Source organism: Halomonas sp. AOP43-A1-21 (assembly GCF_052376775.1).
Taxonomy (GTDB): Bacteria; Pseudomonadota; Gammaproteobacteria; order Pseudomonadales; family Halomonadaceae; genus Vreelandella; species Vreelandella colorata.
Genome location: NZ_JBQSWC010000024.1, coordinates 32,009 through 52,721, shown reverse-complemented (window position 1 = coordinate 52,721; position 20,713 = coordinate 32,009). Strand labels below are relative to the sequence as shown.

Genomic DNA, 20,713 nt, shown 5'->3' with positions numbered 1-20,713 from the left:
CAGCGCAGCGTCGTCCATGCGCAATGACCGAATGGCAGTACAAGGGACGCCTGACGAAGTCATCCACTCGGATGCTCTACGATCTATCCATGATATGGCGATTGACGTATCTAACCGCGATGATCGGCGCGTCGCCCATTACTACTGATCCAATCGTAGTAATAAGTCGGCTGACTCACAGATTAGTTATCTGCGTTGCCATCAGAGGGCGACGCGATAGCCGCTTCAAAGACTGCCCAGGTGGATTCGAGGCGTCTTTGATACTTCTTCGCACCGCCAAAAAGCAGTTCACTTTGCAGGCTGTCGATCATGCTCATGCAGGTCATCGCTAGTACATCGGCACTCAGCTGGCTGGCATTTGGGACGAGCGGCGACGCTTGCAGCGCATTCTTGAGGATGCGCTCAAGATCATCCATGAAAATGTGCATCGGATCCATGACCATATCGTACAAATGCACCGGAGGTGCGAGAAGAATCCGTACCCAGAACTGAACCCTATAAGAGCTATTGAATCGCTCTTCAATACCTTGTAGATACGCCAGGAGTTGCTGTTTCATATCGCCCCCACCGCGCAGCGTGCTTTTGGCGTACTCCTGCTCGGCCTCGATGACCAAAGGAATAAGACTAAGAAACAGTTCCTCTTTATTACGAAAATGCGCGTATACGGAAGGTTTCTTGATGCCAACGTCCGCCGCAATCTCGTTCATTGAGGTCGCATCGAACCCCTGTTTGGCAAATCGCGCAAGCGCGGCATCTTGTAATCGTGATGCGGTCAGCGTCGTCAAATCCAATCCAACTCGTATCCGTTATGGGGGGCCACACTCACCTCCTTATTCAAGGGGCCAAAGCGATGATGTGGGACAGCCAGCCTAGTATATTGTAAAACCTCTCGCCAAGGCGAGGTGGCACGGCTTCTCTCGCTGCGCCCACATCTTGCCGCATTCAGCGTCCGCACAAGAATACACGAATGCCTGCAAGCGCTCCGTCAATGGTTTCCATTTCATCAACCATCAGTTCCATTTCTGGCGTCTTACATCCATATGGAAACTACTTCACACTATTCACATGGCCTAGTCAACGTGCTTGGGTGATGGTCGGTATGGCCCAGCCGCTATCTAGTTTTTGGGAGAGCGTTATGCCAGGTCTTATCAACGGATAATGGCGCCTTCAAGTGCAATATTCGCCGCATCGAAGGCTACCCGCACTTGGCGAACTATCTACGCGAGCTATCTGCGCGAACTCTATCAGTGGGCGGGGATGAGCGAGACGGTCAATCTCGAACATACCAAAATCGGTTACTACACTAATACCGCCCTCAACCCGACACTTGTCGTGCCGCTGGGCCCTGAACTGGACCTTGAGCGAGCGCATGATCGAGATAATCTGCCCGGAAAAGGGATATATAAACGCACAGGAGCGGCTGGATGAATACCTTACTTCCCCCGATTGGCTTTGGTCTTGATGAGCTAGACGATCAACAAGTCGCACACCTGATTCCTGCCGCCTGGCAGGCAGGTTTTCGTGCCTTCGATACGGCCCAGCTTTACGGCAACGAGGCCGCGCTCGGCCGTACCCTGCGCGACATCGGCATGGATCGCGATGCGGTGTTCGTCACCACCAAGGTGATGAATAGCAATTTCTCTGAAGCGCGTTTTCTGCCTTCGATTCAGGAAAGCCTCGCAAGGCTCGAACTGGATACGGTCGATCTGCTGTTGGTACATTGGCCCGGTCATGGCATGCCGATCGAGCGCCAAATTGAGCTATTGAATGAAGCCCGCGCACGCGGTTGGACGCGCCATATCGGCGTCAGCAACTATAATGCCACTCAGCTTGCTCGCGCAGCCGAGATAAGCGAAGCACCGATTGCCACAAACCAGGTCGAGATCCACCCCTATCTTGATCAATCTACGCTTCGCCAGCAGGCACATAAGCTTGGCGTGCCGCTGACTGGGTTCTTCGTGATGGCGATGGGGGCGGTGCCGCGTGATCCGATACTGGCCCGGATTGGCGCGGCACATGGCAAAAACGCGGCACAAGTGGTCCTGAGGTGGGCGCATCAAAAGGGTGATGTGCCCCTTACCCGTACCACCAAGCCCACGCGCATCGCGGAGAATATCGCCATCTTCGATTTTTCCCTGTCACTCGATGAGATGGCGATGATTGATGGCTTAGCGCACACGGAAGGCCGCATCCTTAGTCCGGGCAATCTTGCCCCTACGTGGGACCAGTAACATCAGCCTCATATAAAGACGAAATAAGGAAAGCGTTCATGCAGATCGACTTGAAAGGAAAGCGCGCCATTGTCACCGGATCGACCGCCGGAATCGGCTTTGCCATTGCCGAGGGGCTAGCGCGTGCCGGCGCCAAGGTGGTAGTCACGGGGCGTAAGCAGAATACCGTGGATAGGGCCGTCGAGAGCATCGGCAAGGCAGTGCCCGGGGCGCGCCTATCGGGCGTTGCCGCCGATTTTGCTAATGCCGAGGGTTCGCAGACGCTGATTGCTGCCGTACCCGATGCGGACATCCTGATCAACAATTTAGGCATCTACGGTGGCTGCTCCTTTTTTGACATTGACGACGCTGCCTGGGAGGAAATCTTTCAGGTGAACGTCATGAGCGGCGTGCGTCTGGCGCGCCACTATGCCAGAGGTATGCAAGAACGTGGCTGGGGTCGTATCCAGTTCATTTCCAGCGAGTCGGCACTCAATATCCCCGCAGAGATGGTGCATTACGGCGTCAGCAAGGCAGCTATGCAAGGCGTCTCCCGCGGGCTGGCCAAGGTGCTGGCCGGAAGCGGTGTGACCGTCAACACCATCTTACCCGGACCGACTCGCACGGAAGGGGCCCAGGCGATGTTGGCGAAGCTTGCTGAAGAGCGTGGTGTCTCGACCGATGAGGCGGAGATTCTGTTTCTTAACGAGAACCGTCCCTCGACGTTGCTCAAGCGCTTCGCGACGCCGGAGGAGGTGGCTAACCTCTGCGTCTACACAGCCTCGCCCCAGGCCAGCGCCACAACCGGAGCGGCGCTTCGTGTCGAGGGCGGCATCGTCGAAAGCATTGCCTGATTAGCTGACCGGCGCCGAATAGCAAGCGGGGGAGCACTGGATTGGACAAGACGACATTCAGGCCGGGACCATCTCCGTGCGGCGCCGCCTGTCCAGCTCCCCCTTCAATCAATGACCTAGCTGGTTGTGGCTCAAAGGATGAACGACCTGCCTCTAGAGTTCATGATCGTAGGTTCAAATCCTACTGGGCACACCATTTTCTCAAGTCTTCTGCGACATCACCCTGCTAGCGCTACCCCTATTAGTACTAATCCAAACACTGCTACACCCGCTGCCACAGGCAGGCCCATTGTGCGTACGCGCAGCCATACAAGCAGCGTCACGAATAGTCCGATGGCCGTTGCTGCCCATGAAATAACGCCAGGATTAACGGGAACGAGCGAGACGCCGAGCACCGCCGCGATCATCAGCGGGCCTAAAATGCTGATCCATTGAGGAATGCTGTTTAGGCCGGTTTCACTTCCCAGGCGGCGCTGCATCCATAGAAACGGCACAACGCGTATGAGTAGCGTACCCAATGCTGAAGCGATTACGGCTAACCACAGTCCTGTGCTCATAATGTGCTCTTCCTGGGATAAAATCTCACCATATAAAAACAGATGGCACCGCAGGCAGCTGCCAACGGGATGGCAACGTTGCTCCAGCCATAAAGGGTAAAGAAAAGGGCGGATGCAATGGTGCAGCCCAAGGCTAATGCCCAGCGTTTATCCGTGACGCGTGGCGCTACCATGGTTAAAAAAAGCGCGGGTAGGGCAAAGGGCATAATTTCACCCAGCAGCGGCCAGTAGGCCGTTAACGTTTCTCCGGCTGTGGCGCCTACCACGGTACCCACAATCCACACGCCCCAGGCCAGCAGTGCTACTCCCAAAAACCAGCCGAAACGTTCAGATTCAGGCAGTTGAGGCAGACGCGTATGCGCCAGGGCAAAGACCTGATCGGTAAGGCCGTGCATAAGCCAGGGCCAGTGGCGGCTGCGGGGTAGCCAGGCCGCGATGTTCGGGCCGTAAACCACATGGCGCACGTTAATCAGTAGCGTCAACACGACCACCAGCCACAGCGGCGAGCCCGCCGCGACCATGCCGACGAATAGAAACTGTGAGGCACCCGCATAAATTAACAGCGATATGACCGCCGCTTCCCAGGTGCTAAAACCTGCCTGTGTCGCCACTAAACCAAACGAGAGCGAAACGGGTATATAGCCGCCCAGCAAAGGAATCGCTTCGCGCACGCCACGCAGTGTCGAACGACCAGAAGTAAGCTTGGTAAGCTGGTTCATGGCGTACCGCCTTTTTCAGCGTAAGTAATGGTTAAAATCAGCGTCGCCTCTGCTGCCTGGGTGCGGTAAAGGTGTGGCTGGTCGGCCGGGAAGGTGAGGGTCTCTCCAGGCATAAGCGCTGTAGTGTTGCCATCCGGCCCAGCTTCCAGCCTGCCGCTGATCAGCGTGAGTGATTCCTGCGCACCCGGCGTATGCGCCTCGGCATGGCGCAGCGTGTTCGGCGCGCAGCGCATCCAGTAAGCGTCCACTTGGGGCGAGTCTTTGCCCTGATCAATAAGCCGGACCTGCACGCCATCTTCACCCAGCGGCACGGTAATTGGTGCCACTAACGTACCAAACGGCACGTTGAGCTGAACGGCCAGCCGCCAGATAGTATCCAAGGTGGGGTTGCCATTGCCCTGTTCAAGTCGGCAAAGATTGGATTTGGCGATGCCCGCTTCATTGGCCAACTGCGACAGCGAAAGGCCTCGCTCCGTACGAAGCGTTTGAAGGTGCTGGCCCAATGTACTCAGTGAAAGCTTATCCATGACGTACTCTAGTGTTCTTTATATAGAACGTTCTATATAAGGGACGAGTGTGTGTCAATGATTACTGTTAATGGATGGAAAGAAGCTCAGCTGGAAAGACGACAGGGGGCTGGGAGCGCCAGCCAATTAAGGCGAGAGCGCTCCCATTTTGGCGTGCAGCTAGGAGGAAGTGAGAGGGTTGCTACGTGCGCGGCATGCAGCGGCAGTAAACAGCACGTCAGTTGAGGAGTTAAGCGCGGTTTCTGTGGAGTCCTGCACTACGCTAATCACAAAGCCGATCGCGACTGCCTGCATGGCCACTTCAGTTGGAATACCAAACAGGTTGGCGGCCATCGGAATCAGCATCAGAGAGCCACCGGCTACGCCGGAAACGCCGCAAGCTGCCAGCGCAGAGACGATGCACAGCAGTAAGGCAGTGGGGAAATCAACGTTAATGCCCAGCGTATGGGTGGTCGCCAGCGTGATCACGGTGATGGTGATTGCCGCACCGCACATGTTGATCGTCGCGCCTAACGGAATGGAAATCGAGTAAGTATCAGCGTCCAACTTCAGTCGGCGGCAGAGCTCAAGGTTGACCGGAATATTGGCCGCTGAGCTGCGTGTGAAGAAGGCGGTAATCGCGCTGCCGCGCAGGCAGGCAAATACCAGCGGGTAGGGGTTCTGACGGGTGGCGATGTATACCAGCAGCGGATTGCTCACCAGAGCAACAAACATCATGCACCCAACGATAACCGCGAGCAGCTGGGCATAGTTAACCAGCGACTCAATGCCTGACTCTGCCAGCGTACCGGCCACTAGGCCTAAAATACCCAGCGGGGCCAGACGAATTACCAGCGCAACAATACGTGAGATGGCGTCAGAAAGATCGCTAAGGGCAAGGCGGGTAGTGTCACTTGCTTGGCGCAGCATCAGGCCAAGGCCAACGGCCCAGGCAAGAATGGCGATAAAATTACCTTCCATTAGCGCACTGACGGGGTTGGCTACCGCGTTTAGCAGCAGGTGGCGCAGGATCTGGAAGATATCGCCAGGCGGGTTGCCCTCCGCTTGGGGGGCATTAAGCGCAAGCTCCGTTGGAAATGCAAAGCTTGCTGCAACGGCAATCAGCGCCGCTACCAGCGTGCCAACAATATAAAGCACCAGTACCGAGCGAATATGAGTAGGCTGCCCTTGCCGATGCGCAGAAATCGCGGCCGCCACCAGAACAAACACCAGAATAGGCGCGACGGCCTGCAGTGCAGCAATAAATAGCTGACCCAATAGCGCTATGTCGCTAGCAAGAGAAGGCGCGAATACCCCAAGTAGGGCACCTATCACGATACCGATAAAAATCTGAGAAATAAGGCCCAGCTGTAAAAGGGGGCGGAACAAGCCTGTGGCGGTTGCAATCATCGCGCGTCACTCAGGTAGTAGAATGTGATTGGCGCCGTGGACGCCTCCTGAAAGGGGCAGCATTCTATCACTTGCGGTTATCGCGCGGGCTTTTTGGCGGGTAAGTTTCTCTACATGGGCGAAAAGAAAATAAATTTTATATGCAGTTGGCCGTATTGGCATTTTGATATTTTATAATCGAATCGTCAGACCGGTACGGTTTACATAAAAATTGATATTGACTACATGACACTCAAAAAACTAGAAGGGAACGAACGAATGCGTATCACATTAAGGTTGGTGGCATTGATAATGCTTTGTTTATCGACGGTGGCTAACGCCTCTGACTACTACGTCGATGTTACCAATCGCACTGGCTATACCATCTTTTATATGTATGTTAGCCCAGCGAGTTCAAAGAGTTGGGAAGAAGATGTATTGGGAGAAACAGTGCTAGAGAACGGTGAAACTCAGCGGGTAACCTTAACGGGTTACACAAATCCATACTTTGATATTCGCTTGGTCGATCAAGATAACGACAGCTACACCTTCTGGACGATTGATGTGTCAACGCAGGATATCGTGGTAACGCTTGACCATCTCGATTGATGCTTGCTTCCCTTGCCGTCGTATTGCAACGGCAAGGGAAGCATCAGGAAAGGTTAAGACCTAATTAAGCAGCGACCATCGTTTGACGTGCCGCTTGTCGTGTAGTGCTGTGCGGGGCCGGTGTTGCAACGTTAGCGCTCATGGTAGCTACCATGGCATACCCTTTTTCAGTCAGTTCCACGACGTCTGGTGAAGAGCCCCATTTCAGCAGCATATCGTCAAGCTGACGTTCTGCGGCTTCAAACTGGCTGCAATGACACAGCAGTTTAGCGATGGTGTAATCGCATTCTGGGGTGTCGAACATTTCATCCTTGATTTCCTGGATAGCAAGTTGAAGACCGGCTTGGGAAATCTCTGCTAAATGGATATGTTGCATGCCACTACTCCTTGTGAATGCTGGTTTATTTGTACGCAAATTGTACTCTTGGAGAGTAATATAGCTTTTTTTCAGATGCAAACCCGAATTGGTCGAATGGCTTAAATGGACACTATAAAAAAATCCCTCCACTTAACGTAGAGGGATTTCGCTGCACTTTTTCATGCCGCTACTATAGGGTTTATACGGCTACAGGGGGAGCATCGCGAGTACGGTAACCACACAGCCTGCCAAAAAAGCGAGAGAAGCAAGCTTGATAATGTCTGCTTCTTGGTTTTTTGAGCGCCTATGCCGCTGTTCCATAAGATATTTTTCAAGGTGTTCGCGGCTGCCTGGTTTTGCTCCATTGAAAAGATGTTGGCGTATCATCTTGACTCCTTGAGCGTTGCGGTTAGTGATTTCCTCGTTCCCGCCTATAAAATCCTTGCACTCGAGCGTTTTACTGTCTGTTTTAACTAGCGTTGTAAATATCGTTCGAAGCCTAAGCATAGACCAAAACCAGAAAAACTAGGCATAAAAAGCTATACAAAAAATTAACAATATTGTCATGCGTGTGTCACTAATGCTCGGTTAGTGGTTTATAGAGCGGCGATGATAACGGTTAGCGTTTGGCTTTTTTCAGCTCTTTCAAGCAGTAACTACCGCAATATAAAAAATCACAAAATGGCGATCATCAGCATAAAGTATGCTGAGCTATTACAACCAAAGTTGTTAGACTTTGGTCGTAATTTTAGGTGATTTGCTGGACTAATGTTCTATTGCAGTGAATAAAGGGCGCCAAGAAACAGTTGGGCTCTTGCTGAGTAGAAGAGTGAGTTGCCAGCTATCCTTCTAAGCTATTTCGTTTACCTGACAAGAGCGGTACCTTTCCAATGCGCAGAACTGCCACGATGACGCTCTGGGATCAGCTTTGGCATTCCCACGATCAAGTCAAAAACCTACTCATGTGCGCGCTGCCAATATCCGGCACACCGCGTGCCCCTACGTCCACGAACGACACAAAAGGGGGGAGTGGTTCGGAGCCGCCGCGACCACCGGCCTATACCACCCCGCAAAAGATTGGCTTGATTCTAGGCCCGTTACTGTTTGCGTTCGTATTGATGTTTTTCCACCCGGCTGACTTAAGCATCGAAGGCCGTATGGTGCTGGCTACCACGCTGTGGGTTGCCGTTTGGTGGATTACCGAAGCGATACCTATCCCCGTTACATCACTACTGCCCATTGTGTTGTTGCCAATTACCGGTGCCTTGGAAAGTAATGCGGTCACGGCGGCTTATGGCAATCCGATTATCTTTCTTTTCCTGGGCGGTTTTATGATCGCACTGGCCATGGAAAAGTGGGACCTGCATAAGCGCATTGCCCTGACGATTATTTCCATACTGGGCACGAGCATTAATAGCATCGTGTTTGGTTTTATGGCGGCTACTGGCTTTTTATCAATGTGGGTGTCAAACACTGCCTCAGTGATGATGATGCTGCCCATTGGTACGGCGATTGTTTACCAAGTGACTCAAGAGCTTAATAAAAGCGAAGGGGACCATAGCACCGAGATCGACAAGTTCAGCAAAGCGCTAATTTTCGGCATCGGCTATGGCGGCACTATTGGTGGTTTGGGTACGCTGATCGGTACACCCCCCAATATTATTCTTGCGGCTGTCGTCACGCAGCTGTTTGACGTAGAGATTTCCTTTGCCAGTTGGATGATGTTTGCCTTCCCCGTTGTCGTGATATTGCTATTAATAAGCTGGTTGTTGCTGACCCGGGTTATTTACCCGATCAACTTCAACAAGCTGCCGGGCGGCAAGGAGATGATCCAAAAAGAGAAGGCTGCCCTCGGTAATATCACCTTTGAAGAGAAGGCTGTGCTGGGCGTTTTTCTTTTCGCGGCGTTCATGTGGATCACCCGTTCGTTTTTATGGCAGGGCCAAATTCTCAATATTCCTGGCATTAACGACACCATGATTGCGATTGTTGCGGCAATTCTGCTGTTTTTGATACCTTCACCCAATAAAGGCGGTTGCCTGTTGGGTTGGGATGTCGCTAAAGACGTTCCCTGGGGCATCCTGCTGCTGTTCGGGGGTGGCCTGGCGATTGCAGCGGGCTTTGGCTCTTCAGGCTTGGCAACGTGGATCGGCGAACAAATGAGCGTACTGGAAGGGGTTAACTTCCTGCTCGTGATTCTGCTTGCCACTGGCATGGTGCTTTTCCTTACCGAAATCACCTCAAACACTGCTACCGCAACGATGATTTTGCCCGTGCTGGCCTCGCTGGCGCTGGCGCTAAATATCCATCCTTTCGTACTGATGGTGCCTGCAGCGATGGCAGCTAACTGTGCTTTCATGCTGCCGGTCGGCACGCCGCCCAACGCGATTATTTTTGCCACAGGCAAAATCAAGATCATCGAAATGGTGCGCAATGGTTTCTGGCTTAACATTGCCGCCATGTTGCTGATCGTGGCCGCCGTTTACTTCCTGCTGCCCATGCTGTGGGGCGTTGATCTAACGGTTTACCCCGATGCCTTCCGCAACTAACCCGTTCACTTAATCGCGTTTCATCGAAGTTCTTATCAACAGCCCTTATCAACGATAAGGGCTTTTTTTATGCGCGCCTAAGCACTCTATTAACAAATAGTGAAGTTGGTAACCAAGCCTTTAACCCTCTGTAAGAACGGCTACATTTCAATAGAAGTGCAAATAAAAGGACGTCGTTTGGGTAGGAGTAATGCAATGGAATTGCTTAAGCAGATTACTGATTATCTACAGCAGCAAAACCTCAAATTGGCCACCGCCGAATCATGCACTGCGGGGCTGATCGTTTCTGAGCTGGCCCGTGTGCCTGGCAGTGGCCAATGCATTGATTGCGGCCTGGCAGTTTATTCACCGGAAGCGAAAAATCGCTACTTATCGGTCAGTTTCGATACGGTTGATACGTACGGACTTACCAGTGAAGAAACGTCCCGAGAAATGGCTTTGGGCGCACTTAATAATAACGATGCCAACGTCACCGTGGCCAACACTGGCATTGCAGGCCCTGAGCCGCATGATGATATTCCCGTGGGTACGGTATGTTTTGCCTGGGCATTTCGCCACGACCACAAGGTTTACATGATCACTGAGACGCGCCGCTTTTCCGGTGATCGTAACGAGGTACGCCTAGCCGCCGCGCACTATGCATTGGAGTGTATTCCTCGACATCACAGCAGTGTACTGGAAGGTAGCGCACCACTGGATGAGTAGAACCGAATCCATTTCTGCTCTAGCCTGAATCATACGCTATCCGCTATGGATTAACGTTCGACCCGCAAGGAGGCCAAGATGGTAGATCGACAGGCAACCCAATCGCATATTCAAACGACTTTACAGGTAAAGCCGCGTATTGACCCTCAGCAAGAGGTTGATAAGCGCGTTGATTTCTTATGTCGTCAAATGATCGATACAGGGCAGCACGCGCTCGTATTGGGCATTAGCGGCGGTGTGGATTCCACGGTAGGCGGCCGTTTGGCGCAGCTGGCGGTTAATAGGGCGCGTGAGCAGGGTGTAGATGCTTCTTTTTACGCAATGCGGCTGCCTTATGGTACCCAGCAGGATGAAGACGATGCGCAGAAGGCGCTGTCGTTTATCGACCCCGACCATGTGCTGAGTGTTAACGTTAAACCGGCAAGCGATGCCCTTCTGGCCGCACTGGAAGAGGGCGGGCTAACGTTTAGAGACGACGCTCACCGCGATTTTGTGTTGGGCAATATCAAGGCGCGCCAGCGTATGGTGACGCAATATGCGGCGGCGGGAGCGCGAAGCGGCCTGGTGGTCGGCACGGATCAAGCCGCCGAAGCACTAATGGGCTTTTTTACCAAATATGGCGACGGTGCCTGTGACGTTGCGCCACTCACCGGGCTAACCAAAAGCCAGGTTCGTGAAGTCGGTGCGGCGCTGGGCGCCCCCGCCGCTTTGGTTGAAAAGCAGCCCACCGCTGATCTGGAAACGCTCAAACCCCAGCTGGCGGATGAAGTAGCGCTAGGCGTAACTTATGTCGATATTGATGCCTTCCTGGTCGGCGATGCCATCAGTGATGAGGCGTACACCACCATTATTGACACCTATACCCGCACTGAGCATAAACGCCAGCTGCCCAAGACCCCTTGAGTGTTTCTCACCAGTAAAGGCTAAACGCCGTCAGGTTAGGTTGTTATGATGCTACCACCTAACCTGCTGTTGAGCCTGCTATGCGTCTACTCCACACCGCCGACTGGCACTTGGGAAGGTTGTTTCACAACATCTCACTGCTTGAAGACCAGCGCCACGTTCTAAACCAGCTGATCGAGATCGTTGACCGCGAAGGCGTAGACGCTGTGCTGATTGCAGGCGATATCTATGACCGCTCGGTGCCGCCTGCCGCGGCCGTCACGCTACTCGATGATGTGCTGGGTGAGCTTTGCCAAGCGCGTGGCTTGCCGGTAGTGATGATTTCCGGCAACCACGACGGTGCCGAGCGCTTGGGCTTTGGCGCACGCCATCTGCGTCAGGCTGGGCTGCATATTCTTTCTGACTTGAGCGCATGCGATACCCCTATTACGCTCGCCATCAACGGCGTCGAGGTGGATATTTTTGGCGTGCCTTACGCCGACCCGGAATACGTACGCAGCCAGTTCGGTGAGCTGGTCCGCGACTTTGATAGCGCCCACCGTTACCTGCTAAAGCGTATTGATGGAAAGCGCCATGCTACCCGCCCGACCATACTGATGAGCCACTGCTTTGTAGATGGCGGCAGCGCGTCTGATTCCGAGCGCCCGTTAACCCTGGGCGGTGCAGAAAGCGTTGCCTGGGAGCCCATGCAGGGCTTTGACTATGTCGCGCTTGGTCACTTACATGGTCCGCAATACCGCGGCGGCGAGCATATTCGCTACAGCGGTTCACTGCTTAAATACAGTTTTTCCGAAGCCCGGCAGCGTAAAGGCGTTACGCTTGTGGATATAGGTAAAGAGGGCATTACCGGCATTGAGCATCGCCCGCTGGTGCCCAGGCGTGAAGTGCGCGTGCTGGAAGGCGAGCTTGATGAGCTGTTGCGGCAAGGGCGCGAGGACTCACGTGCCGATGATTATTTGCTGGTTAGACTAACCGACCGCCACGCCATTTTAGACCCCATGGGCAAGCTGCGCGCGGTTTACCCTAACGTTTTGCATCTCGAAAAGCCTGGCATGCTGGGTGGGGAACAGCGTCAGCAGCTGGACCGCGAACGGCTGCGCTTTAATGCCTTGGACATGTTCAGCGACTTCTTCGAACAAACCAGCGGTGACACCATGAGCGCTGACCAGGCGCGCGCCATGAGTGATTTGATTACTTCCCTCAGCCGCGATGAAGAGGGCCAGCCATGACGCCACTCGTACTCACCATGCAGGCTTTCGGCCCCTTTGCGGCAGAGGAGAGCATCAACTTTGCTCAGCTGGGTAGAAGCCCGCTGTTTTTGATCAACGGCCCGACAGGCGCCGGAAAAAGCTCGATTCTGGACGCCATCTGCTTCGCGCTTTATGGCCAGACCACGGGGGAAGAGCGCTCGGGCACCCAGATGCGCTGCGACCAGGCCGCGGATACGTTGCTAACCGAAGTAACGCTGGATTTTTACCTGCGTGGAGAGAGCTATCGGGTGCGTCGCGTGCCTCAGCAGGAACGCCCCAAGGCGCGAGGCGAAGGGACGACGACGCAAAATGCGGAAGCCCAGCTGTGGCGGATAACCGCTGAGGGGAAGGAAAATCAGTGCCTCGTCGCGCGTAGCGTTAACGATGCTACCGCTCAAGTGCAGGCACTGCTGGGGTTGGATGCCAGCCAGTTTCGTCAGGTAATGGTGCTGCCCCAGGGAAAATTCAGAGAGCTGCTGCTGGCGGAGTCGAAAGATCGCGAAAAGATTTTTTCCCAGCTATTTCAAACCCAAATTTTTCAACGCATTGAAGAGCATCTGCGCACGCAGGCCAATCAAATAGAGCGGGCGGTGAAAGATCACCAGCACCGCGTGCAGGGCATTCTGGATGCAAGCGATAGTGAAAGCGAAGCAGCGCTTATTGAAGCGCTGGAAACGCTGGCGCCAGAGCATCAGGCTGCGGAACAGGCGTTAGCCATTGCCAAACAGCAGCGTGAACAGGCAGAGGCTGCCGAGCGACAAGGGCAGGAGTGCCAAGCGCTTTTTGATCGCCATGCGGCTCTGGGCGCAGAAAAAAACCAGCTGCTACACCAACAGCCAGAAATAGAACGCGCTCAGCAGCGCCTAAGCGCCCATGAACAGACCCAGGCGCTGGCCGAATCCTTTCACCGCGTGCAAACGGCGCAGCAAACGGCACGCGCTACTCAGCAAGAAAGCGTTCAGGCTCAAACGGCCGTCGAAAAACAGCAGGCGACGCATCAACACGCTCAGCAAGCGTTACACCAGGCACAAACCCGCTACCAGCAGTTGCCGGAACGCCGTGAACAGGCGGGTCGTTTACAGCAAGCATTGGAGCAGTTTCAGGCGCTCACTGGTGTAGAGCAGTCGCTGCAGCAGGCGCAACAAACATGGCAAAGCCTGCATCAAAAGCTTGACCAACAAACGCAGCAGCGCAACACCATCGCTGAGCAGGGCGAGGCGCTTGCCGCCAAGCTAAAAGCGGAACAGATAGAGCGCAATAACCTCGCGGGCTGCGGTGAGGTATTAAAAAGCCGTCAGGCGCTGCACGCGCAGCGGAAATCACTGGCCGGGCTTGAATCCCAGCGCACTGCCTTGGCTGAGCAAGTGGCTCAGGCGGCAAGCGATATTGAGCATCATCAGCAAGCGGTTGAACGCTATAAGCGTCGCGCCACAGAACAGGAGATGCACTGGCATCATGGCCAGGCCGCGTTACTCGCCGCTCGGCTGCAAACCCAGCAGCCTTGCCCGGTGTGCGGCAGCTGTGAGCACCCCGCGCCCGCCATACAGGAACAGCCCCCCGTTACCCAAGCGGATGTGAAGCGAGCACGCACGGAGCATGAACAGGCGCACCAAGCGCTGATGCAGGCTCAACAGTTGCAGCAGCGTTTGGCCCAACAGCTTAAGTATAACGATGAGCAGAGCGAGTACTTGCGCCATACGCTTGGCGAGTGGAGCACCAAATCGTTAAGCGCGCTGGAGGCTGCCTGCCAGGAGAGCCAGCAGCATGTTGAACGCTATCAAGTGCTTACCCAAGAGCTTGCGTCGCAGGAACGTACGCTTGAACAACAGCGCAGTGAATGGAAAGCGCTGGATAGCCAGATAAAGTCTCAACAGCCTGAGTTAGAGGCCGCCCAAAAGCACTGCCATCAGTTGGAAGCCCAGTGTGAACAGCTGCGCAGGACGTTGCCCGAGACGCATGGGTCACTTGAAGCGCTGCAAGCAGAGCTTCGCCGAGTGCAAGGTGATATTCAGCAGTCTGAGGCGGCGTGGCAATCTGCTCAGGAGAGTGCTCATCACGCACAAACGGCGCTGGCCCGCGCTGAAACCACGTTGTCAGATATTGTTCAGCGCGCTGGCGCCGCTACTCAGGCGCTAAGCACGGCCCAAAACGAATGGCAGCTGGCGCTAAGCGGTAGCGCTTTCGACAGCGACACTGACTTTCTTCAGGCCCGACTGGAAGCGCCTGAGCGTCAAGCGCTAATTGAAAGCGTTACCCACTTTCAGCAGGCATTGGCCAAGCTGGATGGTCAGCTTGAGGCAAGCCAGGCACGCCTTGAGGGGCTAACGCCGCCTGATTTGACAGCCTTGGCTGAGCAAGTGACTGCCGCGCAGGCGCATGAGCAGGTTTGCGATCAAACCTACCAGCGCTTGACGGCGCGAATTACTCAGCTAACCGCCACTCAGCAAAAGCTCAAGGCTGCCCACGCTGCCGAGGCGGAGCTTGAAGCCGAGTATCGGCTGTGGGGAACGCTGAGCGAGATTGCCAATGGACGCACCGGGCATCGCATTAGCCTGCAGCGTTTTGTGCTTGGGGTACTGTTGGACGACGTACTTATTCAGGCATCCGAGCGGCTGGTGCGGATGAGCCGGGGGCGTTATCAGCTGGTACGCCGTGAAGACCCTTCCAAGGGTAATAAGGCGTCTGGTTTGGAGCTTGATGTTGCTGATACCTATACCGGTAAAAATCGGCCCGTTGCGACGCTTTCGGGCGGTGAATCGTTTATGGCCGCATTGGCACTGGCACTGGGACTTTCAGATGTGGTGCAGGCGTATGCGGGGGGCATTCAGCTCGATACGCTATTTATTGATGAAGGCTTTGGCAGCCTGGACCAGGATGCCCTTGATCAAGCCATCGCCATGCTGAGCGAGCTGCAAATGGGCGGGCGCATGATTGGAATTATTTCGCATGTCAGCGAACTCAAAGAGCAAATGCCGGTTCGTATAGAGGTACGTGCCAGCCGCCAAGGCAGCACGGTGCAAGTACAAGGCGTTTTATAGCGTTTTAAGTGCACTAAACTCAGTTCTGTCTATCAGCTCAAGGAGTACAGGGATGAACGCAAGTAAAATTCTTCAGCAGCTTATGCAGCAAGCTGGCGGTAGTCAGAAAAGCGGCAGTGGTGTCGATGTTAAAGGCATCCTCGGTGGGCTTTCTAAACAGTTAGGTGGCAGCAGCCAGGGTGGTAGCTCCTCTAGTGGTTTTGATGTTAAGAGCCTTTTGGGCGGTGGCGCCATGGGCATGCTGGTCGGCTCCAAACGTGGCCGTAGCATGGGCGGTAAAGCGCTCAAGTATGGTGCTATTGCAGGTGTTGGCATGTTGGCCTGGAAGGCCTGGCAGAATTCACAGGCGGCTAAAAACCAGCCAGCCACCAGCAGTGAAGCAGAAGGCGAGCGCGTTGATGTATTAAGCGGCGAGATTCAAGAGCGCCGTAGCCTTGAGCTATTGCAGGCCATGATAATGGCGGCCCGCGCTGACGGGCATATTGATGAGCAGGAACAGGTGCTGATTACTGAGCAGATTGATGCGCTAGGGGCCGATCAGGAGATGCATAACTGGGTCGAAAGACAGCTAAAGGCTCCACTGGATGCTGAAGCGCTTGCCCGTGAAGCCGACTCGCCCCAGGCCGCCCGGGAAATGTATTTAATGAGTGTTGCGGTAACTGATGACCAGAACCCCATGGAGCGCGCCTGGTTGGATCAGCTGGCACAGGCGTTAAAGCTTACTCCAGAGGTCACCCAAGAGCTTGAGCATCAGGCTCAGCAGGCGGGCTGATAGCATTTTCATTTTCACATTAAAAGCGCCGCCAGGGTGCTGGCGGCGCTTCATTTTTACCGGTGGCAATCGCCTAAACGGCGTTACCGATTATTCCTGAACGACAATAACGGATTTCGCATTGACGAATTCGTGCATACCAAAGCCGCCGTGTTCGCGCCCATAGCCTGAGTCCTTGACCCCGCCAAACGGCATTTCCGGGGTGGCAACACCAAAGCCATTGATAAACACCATACCGGTATCGAAGTACTTGCTGGCAAGCTCCGTGGCACGCTTGGTATCTTTGGAGATGATTCCGCCGCCCAGGCCGTAACGGCTGTCGTTGGCGATGCGCATGGCGTCTTCATCGTCCTTGGCACGAATCAGTGCTGCCACCGGGCCAAACAGTTCGTCATCGTAGGCGGGCTGGCCTGGGGTGACGTTATCCAGCACGGTCACCGGATAGAAAGCACCTTTACCGGTTGGCTTTTCGCCGCCGCAGAGTATTTTGGCGCCTTTGCTGACACTCTGCTCCACCTGTTCGTGCAGCGCATCGCGCAAATCCACGCGCGCCATCGGGCCAAGATCGGTATCGCTAGCGTTCGGATCACCCACTTTTAACGATTTCATTTTCTCTACGAAGCGCTCTTTAAAGGCTTCGTAATTGGCATCTGTGACCACAAAGCGCTTGGCCGCCACACAGGTTTGGCCGCCGTTGAATATCCGGCCCTGAACGCAGGTATTAACCGCGACCTCAAGATCGGCGTCATCGAGTACCAAAAAGGCGTCGTTAGAGCCCAGCTCCAGCACGGTCTTTTTCAAATACTCAGCTGCCTTGGCCGCCACTTTACGGCCTGCGCCGTCGCTGCCCGTGAGCGTCACACCGCGTACGGCTTTGTGAGCGATCACTTCATCAGACGTATCGTGGGATATGACCAGCGTGCGGAAGACGTTTTCAGGCAGGCCCGCCTCGCGGTAAATCTTTTCAAGCAACAGGCCGCTGCCGGTCACGTTTTCAGCATGTTTTAGCAGTACGCTGTTGCCCGCCATGATATTGGCGATTGAGTAGCGTACGACTTGATACGCCGGGAAGTTCCACGGCTGGATGCCGTAAATAACGCCCATCGGCGAGTAGGTAATAAAACCGCGCTCGCCATTGCCGGGCTTGCGCTCTTCATCGGCCAGTTTCGTCGGGCCGTTCTCTGCCGTGTAGTCGCAGATTCCAGCACAGAGGTCAACTTCCTGGCGGGCTTGCTCAGGTGGTTTGCCCATTTCTTTGACCATTAGATCGGCCAGTTCATCTTTATGGGCGTTTAACGCTTCGCCGATCGCTTTAACGACCTTGGCGCGCTGCTCAAGAGATTTTAAACGCCATTCAAGAAATGCCTGATGGCTTGCTTCGACAACCTGCTTCGCCTGGCTGGAATCCATCAGCGTATAGGTATTTAGCGATTCACCGGTAGTCGGGTTAATGGTCGTGATGCTGTTGCTCATAAGATCTCCTATCTTTAGATCAACGCGTATCGTTAGATCAACGCTTCAATGTCCATATCGGTTAAAACCGACTGGTCTAATCAAGGTGGCTATCTACCTTAGTAGACAATCAGCCTTTATGCGTAATAGTGGGGCAGTAACATTTTTAAAGAGTTCGGAAAGCGCTAATAAAAAGCTAGCAAGCTCTATATCAATTGTTGCGTGACGTATTTATCGCTAATGGCCCAGCCCCGCTTTTTAAAGCCAGTACTTAAAGAGAGGGCCATACTTCGCCCAGCGTACGTAGAGCTGCATCAATGGTTGGTTCTTCTGCGCGGTCTTTACGCCAGATCAGGCTAAGTGCGCAAGGCAGGCGAATATCATTGGCAACGACAAGGCCGCTTTCCTGACGCTCGGTCATGGCCAGAGCGTCGCGTGCCAGGCTCAAGCCAACGCCCGCGCGGACTAAATCGAGCATGCAGGCTTCTTGATCGACTTTGGCAACGCGGTTGGGCGTGGCGTCACTGCTGGCAAGCGCGTGGTGTAAAAGGCGGTGATGGGCCGAGTCCTCGGGCGTGACGATCCAGGGCAACCGGGCCAAGGCTTCCCAACGTGTATCGGCCAACTGGGCATCCCAGCCCATTGGGGCAACAACATAATAGTGAAAATGAGTCAACTCGCGCCAAGCAAGCGCTTCATGGTTGGTACCCAGGCCGGGCGGCGCCAGATAAAACCCTACATCCAGATCACCTTGCTCAACACGTCTTAACGTACTGCCGCTCATTCCGTGATGAAGCTCGGTTTCAAGCTGCGGTGCCTGTGTCATTAAGCGGCGCAAAAAAGCGCCCAGGCGAATAAATTCCGGGTCGACAATTGTACCTATCTTGAGCTTGCCTCTTGGTGTGCTGTGCAGGGTATTGGCCGTTTGCTCAAAAGCATAGGCGCTGGCCAGGGCTTTCTCGGCAGAGGGGAGGAGGGCATGGCCATCGGAGGTTAACGCTAAGCCCTGTGAGCGGCGTTCAAACAACGTAAGCCCCAGATTTAGCTGAAGCTGCTTCAACTTTAGACTGATAGCCGGCTGGGTAAGGTGCAACTGTTCCGCCGCGCGTGAGACGCTGCCTAGCCGGGCCACAGTCACAAATGCCCGTAGCGTCGCATATTCGTGCATATCGCCTCCTCGTTATTATTTTGTTATTAGCAGAGCTTATATCCCAATTTAAATTTACTCAATTGCTTGCAGAAGCAATCACGCTAGTCTGGGGAGATCTAATTTGCTCTGCTTATAAAGGTAGCCGTGATGACAACAACAGCAATTCAGCACTTTATTAATGGCCAAGTCAGCGACGGGAGCGCAGGCGATGCTCAGGATGTGTTCAATCCGGCCACCGGCCAAGTAACCGGCCGCGTTACCCTAGCGTCGTCAAGCGATGTGGATGCGGCCGTAAAAGCAGCCAGTGCAGCGTTTCCTGTGTGGGCCGATACGCCTCCCATTCGCCGGGCCCGGGTGTTATTCAAGTTTCTGGAATTATTGAATACCCATAAAGATGCCTTGGCCGAGGCGATTACCCAGGAGCATGGCAAGGTATTTACCGATGCTCAGGGCGAGGTGGCGCGTGGAATCGATATTGTCGAGTTTGCCTGCGGCATCCCCCAACTGCTTAAAGGTGACTACACCGAGCAGGTGAGTACCGGTATCGATAACTGGACTGTCCGCCAACCGCTTGGCGTTGTGGCGGGTATCACGCCGTTTAACTTCCCGGTGATGGTGCCGATGTGGATGTTCCCAATCGCCATCGCCACGGGTAACACCTTTATTCTCAAGCCCAGCCCGCTCGACCCTAGCGCTTCATTAATGCTGGCAGATCTTCTAAAGCAGGCCGGTTTACCCGATGGCGTGTTTAATGTGGTGCAGGGGGGGAAAGAAGCTGTCGAAGCCTTAATCGATCACCCCGAGGTAAAAGCGCTCTCGTTTGTCGGCTCTACACCAATTGCCAACCTGATTTATGAGCGGGGTGCCAAACACGGCAAGCGGGTACAGGCGCTGGGCGGGGCGAAAAACCATATGGTCGTCATGCCCGATGCGCATCTCGATAAAGCGGTGGATGCATTAATCGGCGCTGCCTACGGCTCGGCGGGCGAACGCTGCATGGCGATTAGCGTGGCGGTACTGGTTGGCGACGTGGCCGATAGCGTGGTGGCCAAGCTTGCCGAGCGTGCCAAAACGCTAAAAGTAAAAGATGGCATGCAGCAGGACGCCGAAATGGGGCCGATCGTAACGCGCCAGGCCCTCCAACGTATTACCGGCTATATCGAAAAAGGCGTAGCGGAAGGCGCTGAGCTGGTTGTGGATGGCCGCAGCTTTGATACCGCCCAGGCAGGTGATGACTGTGCCGACGGCTTCTGGATGGGCGGAACGCTCTTCGATCACGTCATGCCGGAAATGACGATCTATAAAGAAGAGATCTTTGGCCCGGTATTGGTATGTGTGCGCGTGCCGGATATCGCCACGGCCATTCAGTTAATCAACGATCACGAATTCGGCAATGGCGTTAGCTGCTTTACCGAAAGCGGCAGCGTGGCAAGAGAGTTTGGGCGCCGCATTCAGGTCGGCATGGTGGGGATCAATGTACCTATTCCGGTGCCGATGGCGTGGCATGGCTTTGGTGGTTGGAAGCGTTCATTGTTCGGCGATACCCACGCCTACGGTGAGGAGGGCGTACGTTTTTATACCAAGCAGAAGTCGATTATGCAGCGCTGGTCAGAGTCGATCGATAACGGGGCTGAGTTTGTGATGCCAACTGCCAAGTAATAAATAAGCAGTAATAAGTTGATGCGGAGCAAG

At 54.4% G+C, this 20,713-nt stretch carries 19 protein-coding genes; 10 read left to right on the top strand and 9 right to left on the bottom strand.

The features are described from left to right. Positions 1-182: 182 nt before the first annotated feature. Complete coding sequence (locus ACT3R7_RS13950) at positions 183-785, bottom strand: TetR/AcrR family transcriptional regulator (protein WP_496199243.1); 603 nt, start codon at positions 783-785, stop codon at positions 183-185. Positions 786-1,424: 639 nt separating this feature from the next. On the opposite strand from ACT3R7_RS13950, the gene ACT3R7_RS13945 reads away from it, so the two are divergent. Beyond that, positions 1,425-2,231, top strand: coding sequence for an aldo/keto reductase (locus tag ACT3R7_RS13945; protein WP_496199242.1), 807 nt, complete (start codon positions 1,425-1,427; stop codon positions 2,229-2,231). Beyond that, the gene (locus ACT3R7_RS13940; protein WP_444280538.1) at positions 2,219-3,064 is read left to right on the top strand and encodes an SDR family NAD(P)-dependent oxidoreductase; all 846 of its coding nucleotides are present in this window, start codon (positions 2,219-2,221) and stop codon (positions 3,062-3,064) included. Before ACT3R7_RS13945 ends, ACT3R7_RS13940 begins: the two co-directional genes overlap by 13 nt. 218 nt (positions 3,065-3,282) lie before the next feature. On the opposite strand, the gene ACT3R7_RS13935 is transcribed toward ACT3R7_RS13940, so the two are convergent. The 4 genes from ACT3R7_RS13935 to sstT all read right to left on the bottom strand — a co-directional run bounded on the left by ACT3R7_RS13935 (position 3,283) and on the right by sstT (position 6,256). After that, positions 3,283-3,621: an AzlD domain-containing protein gene (locus tag ACT3R7_RS13935; protein WP_192537026.1), complete on the bottom strand. Its 339-nt coding sequence runs from the start codon at positions 3,619-3,621 to the stop codon at positions 3,283-3,285. Next, entirely contained in the window at positions 3,618-4,340 is a 723-nt protein-coding gene (locus ACT3R7_RS13930) for an AzlC family ABC transporter permease (RefSeq protein WP_193091176.1), read from the bottom strand. The genes ACT3R7_RS13935 and ACT3R7_RS13930 overlap by 4 nt, the downstream gene beginning before the upstream one ends. Next, entirely contained in the window at positions 4,337-4,867 is a 531-nt protein-coding gene (locus ACT3R7_RS13925; RefSeq protein WP_193091177.1) for a helix-turn-helix domain-containing protein, read from the bottom strand. Before ACT3R7_RS13925 ends, ACT3R7_RS13930 begins: the two co-directional genes overlap by 4 nt. A gap of 159 nt (positions 4,868-5,026) precedes the next feature. Next, the gene (gene sstT / locus ACT3R7_RS13920; protein ID WP_192537029.1) at positions 5,027-6,256 is read right to left on the bottom strand and encodes a serine/threonine transporter SstT; all 1,230 of its coding nucleotides are present in this window, start codon (positions 6,254-6,256) and stop codon (positions 5,027-5,029) included. 258 nt (positions 6,257-6,514) lie between these two features. Here sstT and ACT3R7_RS13915 point away from each other — a divergent pair, with 258 nt between their 5' ends. Beyond that, positions 6,515-6,844 carry a hypothetical protein gene (locus ACT3R7_RS13915; protein WP_192537030.1) on the top strand — a complete coding sequence of 110 codons (330 nt, stop codon included), beginning with the start codon at positions 6,515-6,517 and terminating at the stop codon, positions 6,842-6,844. Between the two features lie 64 nt (positions 6,845-6,908). Here the strand turns inward: ACT3R7_RS13915 and ACT3R7_RS13910 are convergent, their stop codons facing one another. Then, a complete protein-coding gene (locus ACT3R7_RS13910) occupies positions 6,909-7,220 on the bottom strand; it encodes a hypothetical protein (protein ID WP_193091178.1) in 312 nt (103 codons plus the stop codon). 189 nt (positions 7,221-7,409) lie between these two features. Then, entirely contained in the window at positions 7,410-7,589 is a 180-nt protein-coding gene (locus ACT3R7_RS13905) for a hypothetical protein (RefSeq protein ID WP_496199241.1), read from the bottom strand. A 521-nt stretch (positions 7,590-8,110) separates the two neighbouring features. On the opposite strand from ACT3R7_RS13905, the gene ACT3R7_RS13900 reads away from it, so the two are divergent. From ACT3R7_RS13900 to ACT3R7_RS13875, 6 genes are all read left to right on the top strand, one after another. Beyond that, positions 8,111-9,751, top strand: a complete 1,641-nt coding sequence (locus ACT3R7_RS13900; protein WP_192537035.1) for a DASS family sodium-coupled anion symporter — start codon at positions 8,111-8,113, stop codon at positions 9,749-9,751. Between the two features lie 195 nt (positions 9,752-9,946). Continuing rightward, entirely contained in the window at positions 9,947-10,456 is a 510-nt protein-coding gene (locus ACT3R7_RS13895; RefSeq protein ID WP_192536825.1) for a CinA family protein, read from the top strand. Positions 10,457-10,534: 78 nt separating this feature from the next. After that, the gene (gene nadE, locus ACT3R7_RS13890; RefSeq protein WP_193091179.1) at positions 10,535-11,359 is read left to right on the top strand and encodes an NAD(+) synthase; all 825 of its coding nucleotides are present in this window, start codon (positions 10,535-10,537) and stop codon (positions 11,357-11,359) included. 80 nt (positions 11,360-11,439) lie between these two features. Beyond that, positions 11,440-12,588 (top strand): exonuclease SbcCD subunit D, encoded by a 1,149-nt coding sequence (locus ACT3R7_RS13885; protein WP_193091180.1) that lies wholly within the window; start codon positions 11,440-11,442, stop codon positions 12,586-12,588. Further along, positions 12,585-15,647 carry an AAA family ATPase gene (locus ACT3R7_RS13880; RefSeq protein WP_193091181.1) on the top strand — a complete coding sequence of 1,021 codons (3,063 nt, stop codon included), beginning with the start codon at positions 12,585-12,587 and terminating at the stop codon, positions 15,645-15,647. Before ACT3R7_RS13885 ends, ACT3R7_RS13880 begins: the two co-directional genes overlap by 4 nt. A 52-nt stretch (positions 15,648-15,699) precedes the next feature. Continuing rightward, entirely contained in the window at positions 15,700-16,419 is a 720-nt protein-coding gene (locus ACT3R7_RS13875) for a tellurite resistance TerB family protein (protein ID WP_193091182.1), read from the top strand. 90 nt (positions 16,420-16,509) lie between these two features. On the opposite strand, the gene ACT3R7_RS13870 is transcribed toward ACT3R7_RS13875, so the two are convergent. Continuing rightward, the gene (locus tag ACT3R7_RS13870) at positions 16,510-17,892 is read right to left on the bottom strand and encodes an NAD-dependent succinate-semialdehyde dehydrogenase (protein WP_193091183.1); all 1,383 of its coding nucleotides are present in this window, start codon (positions 17,890-17,892) and stop codon (positions 16,510-16,512) included. Between the two features lie 250 nt (positions 17,893-18,142). Next, positions 18,143-19,039 carry a LysR family transcriptional regulator gene (locus tag ACT3R7_RS13865; protein ID WP_192536831.1) on the bottom strand — a complete coding sequence of 299 codons (897 nt, stop codon included), beginning with the start codon at positions 19,037-19,039 and terminating at the stop codon, positions 18,143-18,145. A 129-nt stretch (positions 19,040-19,168) separates the two neighbouring features. Between ACT3R7_RS13865 and ACT3R7_RS13860 the strand changes: the two genes are divergently transcribed. Continuing rightward, positions 19,169-20,680, top strand: a complete 1,512-nt coding sequence (locus ACT3R7_RS13860; RefSeq protein WP_193091184.1) for a CoA-acylating methylmalonate-semialdehyde dehydrogenase — start codon at positions 19,169-19,171, stop codon at positions 20,678-20,680. The last annotated feature ends 33 nt before the right edge of the window (positions 20,681-20,713 follow it).